The sequence below is a fragment of the Halalkalibacter alkaliphilus genome (genome assembly GCF_023555415.1).
Taxonomy (GTDB): domain Bacteria; phylum Bacillota; class Bacilli; order Bacillales; family Bacillaceae_D; genus Halalkalibacter; species Halalkalibacter alkaliphilus.
In genome coordinates this window covers 78,929-93,434 of sequence record NZ_JAKRYL010000008.1, presented here as the reverse complement: position 1 = coordinate 93,434, position 14,506 = coordinate 78,929, and the positions used below count along the sequence as shown (strand labels likewise).

Sequence of the window (14,506 nt, the reverse complement as noted above, 5' to 3'; positions counted from 1 at the left end):
TATGTAAATTCTATCGAGCTTTATCTTATAGAGTCTGTTCAAAAAGGGTGGTTTTTCCCTTTTTGAACAGACTCTGCACTTAGACAAATTACACATTTAATTTTATTTATGGTAATGTTTTTATTAAAGACACAATCCTTAGGAGGAGATAGTATGCCAAAGATTCAAGTAGAAGGAAAAGAAGGTTTCCAAGTTGAGGAAGGGACAAAGTTAGTACTTGCTTTAGAAGATAACGATGTTGATATTCTGCATCGTTGTGGTGGAAACGCAAGATGTACAACCTGTCGTGTTGAAATTCTCGAAGGAGATGCTGGTCCAGTTGAGGAGGCAGAAGCAAAAATTCTCGATGCTAAAGGATTTAGAGAAGAGAACATTCGCCTTTCCTGTCAAATTCGAGTTCAATCAGATCTAACCGTTAAACCTATAATGACGGCATCTGACTCGGGTATGGAGCCAGGGACTCGCCCTCAAGATTAATAGGAAAAGGAGCGATGGAATATTCCACTGCTCCTTTTTCTTTTTTATTAAAAAAATTCTAACCCAAATACAAAATGGGCAATCAAAAATACGATGAGCATCATAACAAGTCCTACAAATAAGCCGCCAATCGGTTCTTTTAAATCTGGATGAATGACCTTTTTCTTCAGCATATGTTTCACCTCTTTTTTCGTTGATTTAACTTCTAATCAACGAAGAGAAGAACGTGCTTTGAAATTTCACCGTCATTAAATTAAAAATCCGTTTCTCGGAAGGTATTGGCGATTGAAATAATTGCGTAATGTAGTTCGAAAGGATTATACTACCTTCTATCATGCGACTCTTTCCAAGTCTAGTAATGACCGATTGAAAAGAAGACGGATTAACCCCGCCTTCACTAATTGTAAATTCAATTGTTTCGGAAAGTTGGTAATCACCGTCAAACAGCAATTGGTTGTATGAAAAGTTGTACGAACTTACGATTATAGAAAGCAATATGCCGAGCAAAACAATTCTTTTATAAGCCATCGTCATCACCTATCAAGGTTTTTATCCCTACAATCATTTAATCTGCTTTAGCAGTTAATTCTTTTCCTATTAAATACTCAAGCCCTTCTTCTAGCGTTAATTTTTGCACATGTGTTATTTGTATATGTTCATTTTTCAAATCATTTTCAAGTTTTCGTAAATCATTTGTAACGATTTGTAATGGGGTGGAGCTAACTTCGATTACATTTGGATGCTCCCGAATCTTATCCGTTACCTGCGATACCCATATTCTTCCCCATTTTTCAAAAATCTCATCTTTATCAAAAGCCTGTATGATTTCCCCTTCATGAAAAACGGTTATCCAATCACAAATTGATTTTACCTCATCTATGGAGTGAGTTGCTAGTATTAAACTCCTGTTACCGCTCTCCATAAATTGAATTAAATCCTCTTTCATCTTCTTTTGGGAGATAATATCTACGCCAGCTGATGGTTCATCTAAAATAAGCAAATTTGGATGATGAGTGAGTGAGAGGATAAATTCTACTTTCTTTTTCATTCCTTTTGAACACTTAGCATACTTCTTACTCTCATCAATCTGATACCTTTTTATAAGATAACGAAAGTATTTTGGGTCCCAGTTTGGATACCAAAAAGAAACGAAGCTAGCAAGCTCACGGATCGTTAAATGACCGAATGGCTCTAGTAATTCTCCAGCATAACCGATTTGTTTCTTAATTTCTGCCTCATTTTCTCCAAATATGTGATTAAACACATGCACAGAACCACTATTTGGTTGAATCAAATTCATAAGCAAGCGAAAGAATGTACTTTTCCCGGACCCATTTGCCCCGACTATAGCAATCGCTGTTCCTGTCTCGACTTTAAAATCAATTGGCCCTAGTGTAAATTTCTTATATTTTTTGGTTAATGCGGTTGTCGTTAGTAAAGAGCTGGTCATAATTATCCCCCGTTCCTCTTGTTTTCCATCACTTCTTTAAAAATACGTCGGATATCCTCACTCGAACACCCAACTTGCTCAGCCTGTTCAATCGCTTTCACAAAAGCATCGATGACAACTTTCTGCTTTGTTTCTTCCATTTTGATTGTTTCAACCTCTTTTACAAAGGTTCCTTTACCCTGAACAGTCTTAATAAATCCATTGCTTTCTAAATTTTGATAAGCCCGCCTTGTTGTAATCACACTACATTGTAGATCATTTGAAAGGACACGAATGGAAGGAAGCGGTGTACCAGGCGGAAGCTGCCCTCCAACAATAAGTGATTTCACTTGTGTTTCAATTTGATGATAAATAGGTTCTCTGCTTTCTTCAGAAACTCGTATCGGTAGCTTCATGGGCCATCCTCCCTTCCATTACAAATAATCTCTTTTTTTCAAACGATACGTAAGCAATTTATGCCATAAATAACACCCAACGACACCTAGAGCAATCGAAATAAAAGCTATTATCCAGCCATAATCTTTTACTAAAAGAAGACTCCATTCAACAATGCTATAACCAACGATTAAACGAAAGCCGACGAATAGACCAATCATTATTGCAATCCACACAAATGGTAAGAGATGCAGCATTTTCCCGCTTGTTCCGTATTCGATAAATGGGTTCATTCCACCAAGTGCCAAAGAATATCCAAACCAGACAAGGATAAATATGAATAGTTCATTCAATGTTATATAGGAATAAAAACGATCAGGAAGTTGCGTTACAATCGTTCCATAAAAAGCAAGAGACAGCATAAATAAAGTGATAAGCATTAACAAAGTTCGGCTAAAAGCTAATAACTCAACCGGAATCGGCAATGCTCTTAAAAAAGCCATTCTTTTGGTAAATGGATCGTCTTTAATTGTTTGAAATGATAAATACGGACCTGACATGAAAATAGCTGCTAATGAAGGCAGTATCGCAACAAAAAAGATATCGAGCACAACATGGTTATAATACATTACACCATCACCAAACAAAGCTCTAGCGGCTTGTTCTAGAAAAATGGTTGTAAAAAAACCAAAGAAGACAACTGCAATGATCGTAAATACAAGACCTCTCCAATTATATCTTAAATCTTTTTTCACAAGCCAAAATGCTTGATTCAACATACTCAATTCCTCCTTTAATTAAAGAACCGATTCGATACTCCATCATCTTGATGCCCTAACAAATCAATTCCTAAATGAGCCAAGATAACAAAAACAATTGTCCAAATCGTTATACTTGCCGTCATCCAAACAAAGGCTTTCTTTTTTGTCGCTCCTAAAGATACACTCATAAATGCAGTCACATGACTTCCTACAAATAAAGGGCCAATGATTGATAATCCAGGCAAGCCATATTTATTCCATATTTTTTGTGCCCGAACCGAGCGCTTGCTATCCACCTGGCCTTCCTCTTCACCCTTTTTCTTTTTACGCCAAGCTTTAATTTTATCGACGAATGCGATGACTAAAAAGACCGTTACAATGTTTCCAACTAAACCTAAAATGACAGCTGGTACTGTCGCTAAGCCAGCAATAATAGCAAGAGGAACAACTGCATACCCTTCAAGAAAAGGAACTGCAGATAAAACAAAAACTAAAATATACGCCCATAATAATTCGATAAAACTCATACCTTCCCAACTCCTCACTGCTATACTGTGTATATCTATATATACACTATAACATCGTGATTGGTGATTGAAAAGTGGCAATTTAGAAACTAGTGCTTTGTTCAAATAAAAAAGAGACGCTTGCTCATCAAAAGCACCCGTCTCTCCTCATTTTTAACTTAATCATTAAAGCGTATCTTTACTCTTTGAAAAGTACGATCACTCCATAGAAAATAGTTAACAAGTAACAAAACAGCGATATAAAAATAAACCCCAAAAGAAACCATTGAACTTACATAATGTAGTCCAATAAGAGGACCAATTAACAGCAGCAAAACAAAAATAGTGAAGCCCTCACCTTGTTGTCCGGCTTTAAAAGATTCAGAAAACGGCAAAGCCTTCTTTAAAGATAAGAAACACAAGACTGTATACATAAAAGAGCTTAATAAAACAGCAACTAAATGCGGAATGATCGCTGCCGAAAAAATAAACCCAAATACAAAGCTTTGAAGAATATATATGGGAAGAAATAATTTAACTAGAAAAGCTTTTAAGGTTCCTTTAAAAATAAGTGCTGGGTGTTGGATTGGTGCCGTTCGAAAGATCCAAGCCCCTTTATACGTTCCCGAATATTTCAGCATCATAATAATAGTAGGAACGATCAACAGACAAATATAGATCGCTAAATAGTATTGACTTGATGCAATTTCTTCCAGAGAACGGAAGCGAACCTCATTGTAAAATAACAAAATAGGCAGGACTAGTGCGAGACCTAACGAAGGATATACCTTCAATTTAAACTCTCTTTCTTGTTCCATCATCTGGTTAGCAAATCGGAAAAACGTTCTTTCTTCATTGCTATGACAAATCCACTTTCCTATGAAACTCTCTTTACGTCCACTTGATTTACCAGTACTTTGCGCCGTTAGCTTTTGCAGATTTCTTTCAAATGCCGGCATTAACTTAATGTAGAGAGCAATGGAAATCAGCGGTACTAAGATTGCTAAAACCGTATAAATCAATATATACACATCTGTATTTCCATTTAATACCCATTCGAATGGAGCTGCATACCAAAGCGGCGGCACGAAAAGCTGCCACCACTTCAGAGAAACTTGAATATCAAAATTAATAAATTCAAAAGATCGAATCACTAATTGATACCCAACTATCGTAGCAAGTGATAATATGATTTGAACGTAATTAATGAGATCCATTAATTTCTCGCCATCAAAGAAGCGTAAGATAAACAAATAAAGTAAGGCTGTTATCACAATGATCAATAAATTAACAAAGATGATTTCAATTAGAAAAACAAGAAAAAATAGAATTCCTTTTGTAAACAACGAAACGAGCAAAGGAATAGTCATAATTGACCCAGTTAAATAGAACAAGTAAATGATTACATGTACTAATTTTGAAGCACTAATGGTTTTCTGATCAACAGGCTTTGTTTGCAAAATCGTTTTGTCCCTTACATCAAGCAAAACTGACGAAAAATCTGAAATCATCGAAGTCATAATAATAAACATCGCAATTCCAAAAACAATGCTCATTTGAAACAGATAATTATCACCAAGAAGAATAAAAGGGATGAAGGCAAGACCAAATAAGGCATACAGCCATAATGACTTAAGAAATTGATTTCCTTCTTTCTTTGTATTTGATTGAGTAAAAATGGTCGGTACTCTTCTTTTATCCATCGTTAATTTCACTTGTAAAATTTTCCTCATGTTGCTGTAATCTACGCCCAATTTTTCAATTGGCTTTCTAAAATAATCTAGTAGCTTTAGAGTTTGAAAGTTTTCCATCCTACACCTCTTGAACGATAGAGACAAAGTCTGCTGCAATTTCATGATGTTGATGGAAACCAGTTAGTTGATTAAAGATTTGTTCCAATGTCCCCTCTGTATTTTGTTTCTTTAATTCGTCAAAGCTCCCATCTGCAATAATTTGCCCTTCTGATAAGAGGATGATTCGATTACTGATTTTTTCTACCACTTCCATAATATGTGAAGAATAGAATATTGTTTTTCCTTCTGCTGCAAGCTTTGCTAAAATTTCTTTTACAACCATGACACTATTGGCATCTAATCCACTTAACGGCTCATCAAGAAATAATAAGTCAGGATTATGTAATAGACTTGAAATGAGCAATACCTTTTGCCTCATTCCTTTTGAAAAAGACGACAGCCTTGAATGATAGACTTCCTCTAATCCGAATTTCTCCATTAACCGTCTAGCTTTACTCTCTACTTTCTCTGGAGGAACACCATATAATTCTCCTATGAACGATAAATATTCACTTGCTGTTAAGTTATCGTACAATTCGGCCGTTTCCGGAACATAGCCAATTTTTTTCTTATAATCTACTTTTCCATCCGATATATCGTTATCAAATACCGTAATTTTCCCATGATAACCTTCAATGAGGCCAAGCATAATTTTCACCGTCGTACTTTTCCCAGCTCCATTTGGCCCTATGTATCCAATGATTTGTCCTTTATAAACTTTTAAATTTATTGCACGTAATACCATTTTGTTATCAAATGACATCGTTACATCTTCAAGTGATAGAATTGGTTGTTGTTCTTCTCCCATACGACCACCTACTTTTTAAAATTGAATTATTTCTCAATTTTAACACAATCATCCATTTTGTAATCCTCTTTCTTTACTCAATGAAATGATATATTACAAATATATTAAAAAAACTATAATTTTCTCAAATAATTATGAGAAAACAGCAACTTCCTTCCAATTACTAAAATAATAGCGTAAACTATTAAATGTATGAGCTTGCAAAACGCATATCACAAAACACATATTCGCAAATTGGATACATATAGGATATTCACTCGGTATTTGTTACCATTTACGACAATCTGCTGATATATGTAGAGAAGTTCTTGCAGGAAAATACCTACTGAATCAAAAAATAGTAAGTTAGAAACCAACAAATGAAAAAGAAAGGTGGTCGTTGTTTGTGAACAGAGACTTAAGCCTACAACAAATCGCCGAAGGCATGACAAAATCGCTGTTAAATGCTTCAGATAAAGATTTGGAAGGGTTTCAAAAAATTATCGATGCAACGTTAGAACTACGAGAGGCACACAAAGAATTACAAAAAATGGTTCAAAGTTATTCGAGTTCTGGCATTCAGCGTAGCGTAAATCATACTCACTCTCATAGCTCTAACAGCTAAATTTTATGATCGGGGTGTCTTAAAGGTCAAAATTAGTCCTTTGAGACACCCCGAGTCAATTCATCCTTATGATCCGTTCTTTAAGTTTCGTAAAACAGTAGGCATTTTTTTCTCTTCTTCCTTAAGCTTCTTTTCATGTTTCTTTCCATCAGGATGATTGGCAGATTGAAACCTAGCCGCATCCATACCATCAATTATATTTGTCATGCCCTTCCCTCCTTCGCTTTTAGTTTCCCTATCAGTTCTTTTTTCACTCCGCTTACAATCAAAAAGAGTGCAATCACAAGATCACACCCTTTCTCCATCATATTAAAGAATCAAAGCTGCTAACAAACCGAAAATAAGCAATGGAATATTAAAGTGCAAGAAGGTCGGCACACATGTATCCCAAATATGATTGTGCTTCCCATCTGAATTTAATCCAGCTGTCGGTCCAAGAGTACTATCAGAAGCTGGAGAGCCTGCATCTCCAATCGCACCGGCTGTTCCGATTAACGCTGCAGTTGCTAAAGGAGAAAATCCAATTGCCGCACATATGGGGACAAACAATGCTGCTAATATCGGCAGTGTGCCAAATGACGAACCTATTCCCATTGTTATTAGCATCCCAACAATCAACATAATTACTGCAGCCAAGAACATACTCCCACCAAGATAACCGGTCGTTGATTCAACTAAGCTTTCGACTGCTCCAGTATCTTTTAGAACCGTCGCATATCCAGAAGCAATTAACATGACAAAAGCAATCATTCCCATCATTTTTATGCCATCATTAACGACCCAATCTCCTTCTTTAAATGGCACAACTCGCAACGCAAACATAATGACTACGCCTGTAAGCGCCCCCAAAACTAAGGAGCTAAAAAGAACTTGAACAGTAAGCGCTGCTATGATGGCGACAATTGTAAATACATGCTTCCTTGAAAACGTTAAGCCTTCATCTACAGTTGCAGCAATTTCCGAATGGTGATCTAAATCAGCATTAACGACTCGATCTTTCCGATACGTAATGAAAATAGCGATTAACAACCCTATGAACATACCAAAACCCGGTAAGAGCATCGCCATAGGAATTTGCATGATATTAACCGGCATCCCATTTGATGTCATTTCATTTGCGATAATGCCGTGAAAGATCAACCCATATCCAGCAGGAATCATGATGTACGGTGCCTTTAAACCAAATGTTAATGAAGTAGCAACAGCCCTACGATCGAGCTTCATCTTATCAAACAGGTGAAGAAGTGGTGGAATTAATATCGGAATGAAAGCAATATGGACTGGTACGACATTTTGAGATAAACAAGCGACCCCTGCAATTGCCAGTAATAGAAATGCTTTTCTCCCTTTTAACGCATTAATTAAATGCCGTACTAAGAAGCCAGTAATACCGGAATATCCGATCATTACTGCAAATGCTCCTAGTAAAATGTAACTGAGAGCCGTATTTGCTTGGCCTCCCATACCTGATACAAGCATATCAACTGTATCTGTTACCGGGAGTCCTGATGCTACCCCAGCTGTTAGTGCAGCAAAAAGAATGGCCAATACTACATTTACTCGAAGAAGACTGAGAACAACCATTACGATAACGGAAATGAGTACAGCATTAATCAAACGTTAATCCCCCTCTTTGTTTTCCCTTTAAAAAGTTTAAGATGACATGAGCCGCTACCCTACTCGTCATATCACGGAAATCTACTGTCGGATCTACTTCTACAATTTCTAGTCCTTTAACCATAGGATGTTCTCCTAAATACGAGATCGCTTCAAAAAGATCAACTGCATCCATGCCACCAGGTCCAATAGCTGGACAACCTGGTGCTTGTGCTTGGTCAATTACATCCATATCAACAGATACATAAATTGAATCAACTGACTGTTCAAGTTTTTTTAACGATGATTCCATTAACTCTTTCATACTCGCCTGACGAACGTCCTTCATCGTATATACAGTTACACCATGTTTGTTTACATAATCATGATATGGTTTACTATTTGAGAAATCACGAATGCCTACTTGAACCAAGTTGGTTCCCTTAATCGTTTTTGTTTCAAGTAAACTTCGAAACGGTGTTCCATTACTCGGTCCCCCATCCTCCAAATTTCTGACGTCATGATGGGCATCAAACTGAAGAACACCGACTTCCCCTTTTGCTTCCTTAAACCCTTTTATGCTTGGATAAGTAATAGAATTATCTCCTCCTAACACAACGGGAAGCCACGATGAGTGCTCCTTTAATAATTGTTGAACCGTTTCATAGATGCGGTTCTGAGACTGAATAACATCTGTTATATGCATCGAAATATCACCTAAGTCTTGAATAATCCAATTTGCTAAATCAATGTTTTCCTCTACTGAATAGGTTGAGTATCCTGACAATGCTTTGCGAATCGTACCTGGAGCAAAGCAGGCTCCAGAGTGACTAATCGATGATTTAGAGAGGTGGGCTCCAATTAGTCCTACCCCTCTGATCGTTTCACCATCCCACTCTTTCATTAGATCACCTATCTTTGTTACTTCACGATCCGTAAATGATGTGTTAGCTTTTTGGAGATAAGGAAATGGTTTCACTGACCTCCCTCCTTCTTGAGACGATTTGCCCATTTTTAATCACGGTATTAACATGGTTCACTCCGTAATGATAAGGAAGATATTGATAATTTGGCGCATCCCAGATGACAAGATCTGCCTGACGCCCGACGACAACTTGCCCTGCTTGCTCACCGCGCCCGATCGCATAAGCAGCATTCACGGTCATTGCATTCCAAATTTCTTCAGGAGACATATTCAGCTTTAACGCAGCAAAAGTCATGATTAGTTGAATATTTTCTGTTGGGCAGCTACCAGGATTAAAATCCGTTGCTAGAGCTACTCTCACTCCTTCATCTATCATTTTTCGTGCGCGCGCAAATGTTTCTTTTCCTAGATAAAAAGTTGTTCCTGGCAACAGTACTGCTATTGTTTTGGATTCAGCTAATTTTTTAATTCCCTCATCCGATGCACCAACGAGATGATCTGCAGAACTTGCTCCTAAATCAGCCGCTAGTTCCGTTCCACCTAAAGGATCAATTTCGTCAGCGTGAATTTTAAGACCAAACCCTTTTTCCTGCGCCCTCGTCAAATAATCCCGAGACTGTTCTACTGTAAACACACCTGTCTCTGTAAAAATATCAACAAACTCAGCAAGTTCCTCAATTTTAATTAAATCAAGCATGCCGACCATCTCATCTAAAAACGCTTGAGGGTCGTCCTTATATTCATGAGGAATTGCATGTGCTCCTAAAAACGTTGAAACAAGATCAATTGGGTGATTTTGCTGTAAGCGTTTTGCCACCTTCAGCTGCTTTAACTCTGTCTCTACATCTAACCCATAGCCGCTTTTTATCTCAGCTGTCGTTACTCCATGTGACAGCATCCGATCAAGGTGAAAGTATGCCTTTTCATATAAATGATCTTCTGTCGCTTGGCGAGTATGCTCAACCGTTGAAAGAATGCCTCCTCCTTGTTTTAGGATCTCAAGATAAGGAACTCCTTGCTGTTTTAATGCCATTTCATGTTCGCGTGACCCTCCAAAAACAACATGAGTATGCGGGTCAACCAAACCAGGTGATACGAGCTTCCCTTGACAATCAATAACTTCAGCAGCTTGAATTCCTTCTTCTGACTCTCTCTCACCAATCAAAACAACCTTGCCATTAGTGATACCGACAACAGCATCTTCAAGCATAACTAGCTCTTGCATGTCCTTCCCCTCTTTTGGACCAATTGATTCCATCGTGAGTAACTGACCAATATTCATAAGTAGTAAATCTACATGTTGTTTCATACGATCCCCTCCCTTTTGATTACTCTTTTTCACTCATTGGAATAACGACATCCTTCTCCTTCGCGACATCTTTTGCAAGTTCATACCCTGCATCTGCATGACGAATGACACCCATGCCAGGATCTGTTGTCAAAACACGTTCCAATCGCTCTTTTGCTAGTTCTGAACCATCAGCAACGACAACCATTCCTGCGTGAAGCGAATACCCCATTCCAACTCCGCCACCATGATGAACCGATACCCAGCTAGCACCCGCAGATGTATTATTGATTAATGCATTTAAAATTGCCCAGTCTCCTACTGCATCACTGCCATCTAACATCGCTTCTGTTTCCCGATTTGGTGAGGCAACAGAGCCACAATCTAAGTGATCACGCCCAATCACAATTGGAGCTTTTAACTCTCCTTTTCTAACAAGCTCATTGATTGCGAGTCCCATCTTTTTCCGCTCCCCGTAGCCTAACCAACAAATACGAGATGGTAGACCTTGAAATGCGACTTTTTCTTGAGCCATATCAATCCAGCGGCAAAGAGCTTCATTTTCCGGGAATAGCTCTTTAATCAATACATCTGTACGATAAATGTCTTCAGGATCACCTGATAAAGCTACCCAACGGAAAGGACCTTTTCCTTCACAGAAAAGAGGACGGATATAGGCAGGTACAAATCCTGGAAAGCTGAATGCATCTTCAAACCCTTCATCTTTTGCAACTTGGCGTATATTGTTGCCATAATCAAATACAACCGAGCCTCTTTTTTGCAGTGTGACCATCGCTTCCACATGCTTTCTCATGCTTTCATTTGCTAGTTTCACATATCTAGTCGGATCTTTTTCACGAAGCTCAGCAGCTTCGGCAAGAGAAAACCCTTCTGGAACATAGCCATTTAAAGGGTCGTGGGCAGATGTTTGGTCTGTGACAATATCAATATGAATATCGCGCTCAATGATTTCATGATGAATCGCTGCTGCATTGCCTACTAAACCGATTGATAGAGGTACCCCTTTTTCCTTTGCCTCTTGTGCCCATTCAAGTGCTTCATCCAACGAAAATGTCATTCGGTCACAATATTTCGTATCGATTCTTTTTTGAATACGCTCTGAATCTACATCTACAGCTATGACAACTCCATCATTCATTGTCACCGCTAAAGGTTGCGCTCCGCCCATTCCTCCAAGACCTGCTGTTAATGTTACAGTACTTTTCAAACTATTAGAAAAATGCCTTCTGCCAATCTCAGCAAATGTTTCATATGTTCCTTGTAAAATGCCTTGTGTTCCAATATAAATCCAGCTTCCTGCTGTCATCTGTCCGTACATCATTAATCCATCTTTTTCAAGTTTGTTGAAATGATCCCAATTTGCCCATTTCGGTACTAAAACTGAATTTGACAATAACACTCTAGGTGCTGCCGGATGGGTTTTAAACATCCCAACAGGTTTTCCAGATTGAATCAACAAGGTTTCATCTGCTTCCAACTTCTTTAAAGAACGAACGATCGCATCAAATGACTCCCAATTTCGAGCCGCTTTCCCGATTCCTCCATAAACGATTAAATCTTCTGGTTTTTCTGCGACTTCAGGATCCAAGTTATTGTAGAGCATACGTAATACAGCTTCTTGTTCCCAGCCTTTACATTCTCTTTCTACACCTGTTTTTGCTTGAATGATTCGTTTTTTTGTTGTCATAGTAATCTCTCTCCTTTTATGAATGAATTTTCGATCCTGTTTGATCAAAATGGTGCGAACTGGCTTTTAACCAATCAGTTATAGCTTCAATATCTTTTGAGAACACTCGATCTTTCGTAATAGATGGAACTAACTCTCTACCTTTTTGGAAAAATAGATTCGTAGTTTGTGACATTTTGTCTGTTCCTCGATACTCTGTCGCTTGCATCGCACAAATCGTTTCAATAGATAGAACACGACGAGCATTTTGAATGACTTGATATGCATGTCTTGAACCAATCGTTCCCATGCTGACATGATCTTCTTGATTCGCTGATGATGGAATCGAATCAACACTTGCTGGATGTGCCAACGTTTTGTTTTCAGATACAAGTGATGCCGCTGCATATTGCATAATCATCGCTCCAGACTGCAATCCTGGTTCAGGACTTAAAAATGGAGGTAAATCACTTAATTGCGGATTAACTAAACGCTCGATTCGACGTTCTGAAATATTTGCAAGTTCTGCCATCGCAATCGCTAAGAAATCCATCGCAAAGGCGATTGGCTGACCATGAAAATTGCCGCCAGATAATACTTTCTTTCCTTCATCAAATATAAGTGGATTATCTGTTGCTGCATTCATTTCGATTTCTAATTTTTCCTTCACATAATTCAAAGCCTGCCAAGTTGCTCCATGTACTTGCGGAATACAGCGAATCGAGTAAGCATCCTGTACTCTTACTTCTCCTTGCTTCGTTGTTAACTGGCTATCCGAAAGATACGTGCGAATTCTCCGTGCAACATCGATTTGTTCTTTATAGCCCCTAGCTAGATGAATATCTTCATCAAAGGCATCAATAATGCCACGCAACCCTTCGATCGTCATTGAGGCAATAACCTCAGATTGAAAAGCAAGTCTTTCCGCTTCTAAGTAAGCAACGACGCCCATTGCTGTCATGGCTTGCGTTCCATTAATAAGCGCTAAGCCTTCTTTTGCGGTTAACGTGATTGGGAAAATCCCTTCTTTCGTTAACGCATCGATTGCTTCTATCCTTTCACCTTTATAAAAAACCTCCCCTTCCCCAATTAACACGAGTGCTAAATGAGATAAAGGAGCCAAATCTCCACTTGCTCCGAGTGACCCTTGCTGCGGGATTACCGGATGAATATTGGCATTTACTAGATCTATTAACCTTTCAATTACAACTGGTCGTACCCCTGAAAAACCTTTAAGCAATGCGTTAGCACGAAGTAAAACCATAGCTCTTGAGACTACTTCCGGAAAAGGCTCTCCAACACCACAAGCATGTGAACGTATTAAATTTAATTGCAATGCCTCCACATCACCTTTGCCAATGTATACATCACTAAATTTTCCGAAGCCAGTAGTTATGCCATAGACAACTTTTCCCTCGTCAACGATTCGTTCAACCGCTTTGCGGCTCTCTTTTACTTTCCTCATGCTTTCATCTGAATACGTTACTTTCTCTTTTTCAAACAGCACGTTACGCACATCAGAAAAAGTGAGTGTTTGACCGTTTAAAATAACCATCTTTCTCTCTCCCTTCTTTCTCTTTAGTTAAGTAAAGGAGCAATAGAAAAGGGGACTATATCAATGAAATCAAAATTTTGATTTCAAGATATAGCCCCCTATTAACTAAAATACTATGGGCAATTATATGTGATTAATTCCTAAACCAATCGTTTCATGCTCTGACCCTTTAACAGGTGCACCTATTGTGCCATACAAGGAAACAGCGATCCAATCTCCTTCTAACTCACTGTCATACGGGTTCCCACGCAAAATAGCAAACGATAAGCCCACTGTCCTTAAAACGGACCCTAACTGAACTTGGCCTCTCGTTACACCATGCAATGCTTCCATAATTGCATGATAAAGTGAGTGAGATTCACGATATACATTCGACTGGATAATCCCATTTTTCTTCGCCGCAGTCTCTATTGCTGCCACTACTTTATGCGCTTCCATTGAACCGACTTTTCCGGTACAACCTTTCCAATTGGACTGTTCCAACTTTTTCAGCTGTCCCTCTGAATCCTCAGAAAGCAATAGCAGAATCGCATGTCGTCCAATCCGATTATCATTACTTAACGCCATCAACAACAACTCTTTCACTTTTCTATAAAACTAATATCTAATAACTACCTCAAGTGTAAGCGCTTCAATTTCATGTGTCAATAACAAATTCCAAATTCATACGGTAAATGAAAT

17 protein-coding genes are annotated in these 14,506 nt (G+C 38.3%); 2 read left to right on the top strand and 15 right to left on the bottom strand.

Annotated elements, in window-relative coordinates:
- Positions 1–153: 153 nt before the first annotated feature.
- A complete protein-coding gene (locus MF646_RS09545) occupies positions 154–477 on the top strand; it encodes a 2Fe-2S iron-sulfur cluster-binding protein (RefSeq protein ID WP_250096267.1) in 324 nt (107 codons plus the stop codon).
- 47 nt (positions 478–524) lie between these two features.
- Here MF646_RS09545 and MF646_RS23255 read toward each other — a convergent pair whose 3' ends face one another.
- From MF646_RS23255 to MF646_RS09510, 8 genes are all read right to left on the bottom strand, one after another.
- The gene (locus tag MF646_RS23255) at positions 525–650 is read right to left on the bottom strand and encodes a hypothetical protein (protein WP_275980266.1); all 126 of its coding nucleotides are present in this window, start codon (positions 648–650) and stop codon (positions 525–527) included.
- Between the two features lie 25 nt (positions 651–675).
- Positions 676–1,005, bottom strand: coding sequence for a hypothetical protein (locus MF646_RS09540; RefSeq protein ID WP_250096266.1), 330 nt, complete (start codon positions 1,003–1,005; stop codon positions 676–678).
- A 37-nt stretch (positions 1,006–1,042) separates the two neighbouring features.
- Positions 1,043–1,927, bottom strand: a complete 885-nt coding sequence (locus tag MF646_RS09535) for an ABC transporter ATP-binding protein (RefSeq protein WP_250096265.1) — start codon at positions 1,925–1,927, stop codon at positions 1,043–1,045.
- Positions 1,928–1,929: 2 nt separating this feature from the next.
- A complete protein-coding gene (locus tag MF646_RS09530; protein WP_250096264.1) occupies positions 1,930–2,322 on the bottom strand; it encodes a GntR family transcriptional regulator in 393 nt (130 codons plus the stop codon).
- Positions 2,323–2,340: 18 nt separating this feature from the next.
- Positions 2,341–3,081 (bottom strand): hypothetical protein, encoded by a 741-nt coding sequence (locus tag MF646_RS09525; RefSeq protein WP_250096263.1) that lies wholly within the window; start codon positions 3,079–3,081, stop codon positions 2,341–2,343.
- Between the two features lie 14 nt (positions 3,082–3,095).
- Complete coding sequence (locus MF646_RS09520) at positions 3,096–3,590, bottom strand: small multi-drug export protein (RefSeq protein WP_250096262.1); 495 nt, start codon at positions 3,588–3,590, stop codon at positions 3,096–3,098.
- Between the two features lie 158 nt (positions 3,591–3,748).
- Positions 3,749–5,380 (bottom strand): hypothetical protein, encoded by a 1,632-nt coding sequence (locus tag MF646_RS09515; protein ID WP_250096261.1) that lies wholly within the window; start codon positions 5,378–5,380, stop codon positions 3,749–3,751.
- 1 nt (position 5,381) lies between these two features.
- Positions 5,382–6,170, bottom strand: coding sequence for an ABC transporter ATP-binding protein (locus MF646_RS09510; protein ID WP_250096260.1), 789 nt, complete (start codon positions 6,168–6,170; stop codon positions 5,382–5,384).
- 385 nt (positions 6,171–6,555) lie between these two features.
- On the opposite strand from MF646_RS09510, the gene MF646_RS09505 reads away from it, so the two are divergent.
- The gene (locus tag MF646_RS09505) at positions 6,556–6,774 is read left to right on the top strand and encodes a hypothetical protein (protein WP_250096259.1); all 219 of its coding nucleotides are present in this window, start codon (positions 6,556–6,558) and stop codon (positions 6,772–6,774) included.
- A gap of 66 nt (positions 6,775–6,840) precedes the next feature.
- On the opposite strand, the gene MF646_RS09500 is transcribed toward MF646_RS09505, so the two are convergent.
- From MF646_RS09500 to hutP, 7 genes are all read right to left on the bottom strand, one after another.
- Entirely contained in the window at positions 6,841–6,981 is a 141-nt protein-coding gene (locus MF646_RS09500; RefSeq protein WP_250096258.1) for a hypothetical protein, read from the bottom strand.
- Between the two features lie 102 nt (positions 6,982–7,083).
- Positions 7,084–8,391: a Na+/H+ antiporter family protein gene (locus MF646_RS09495; protein WP_250096257.1), complete on the bottom strand. Its 1,308-nt coding sequence runs from the start codon at positions 8,389–8,391 to the stop codon at positions 7,084–7,086.
- Entirely contained in the window at positions 8,384–9,349 is a 966-nt protein-coding gene (gene hutG / locus MF646_RS09490) for a formimidoylglutamase (RefSeq protein WP_250096256.1), read from the bottom strand. The genes MF646_RS09495 and hutG overlap by 8 nt, the downstream gene beginning before the upstream one ends.
- Positions 9,318–10,604 carry an imidazolonepropionase gene (gene hutI / locus MF646_RS09485; RefSeq protein ID WP_250096255.1) on the bottom strand — a complete coding sequence of 429 codons (1,287 nt, stop codon included), beginning with the start codon at positions 10,602–10,604 and terminating at the stop codon, positions 9,318–9,320. Before hutI ends, hutG begins: the two co-directional genes overlap by 32 nt.
- Before the next feature lie 19 nt (positions 10,605–10,623).
- Positions 10,624–12,291, bottom strand: coding sequence for a urocanate hydratase (gene hutU, locus MF646_RS09480; protein WP_250096254.1), 1,668 nt, complete (start codon positions 12,289–12,291; stop codon positions 10,624–10,626).
- 16 nt (positions 12,292–12,307) lie between these two features.
- Complete coding sequence (hutH, locus tag MF646_RS09475; protein ID WP_250096253.1) at positions 12,308–13,825, bottom strand: histidine ammonia-lyase; 1,518 nt, start codon at positions 13,823–13,825, stop codon at positions 12,308–12,310.
- A 123-nt stretch (positions 13,826–13,948) separates the two neighbouring features.
- Entirely contained in the window at positions 13,949–14,392 is a 444-nt protein-coding gene (gene hutP / locus MF646_RS09470; RefSeq protein ID WP_250096252.1) for a hut operon transcriptional regulator HutP, read from the bottom strand.
- Between the last annotated feature and the right edge of the window lie 114 nt (positions 14,393–14,506).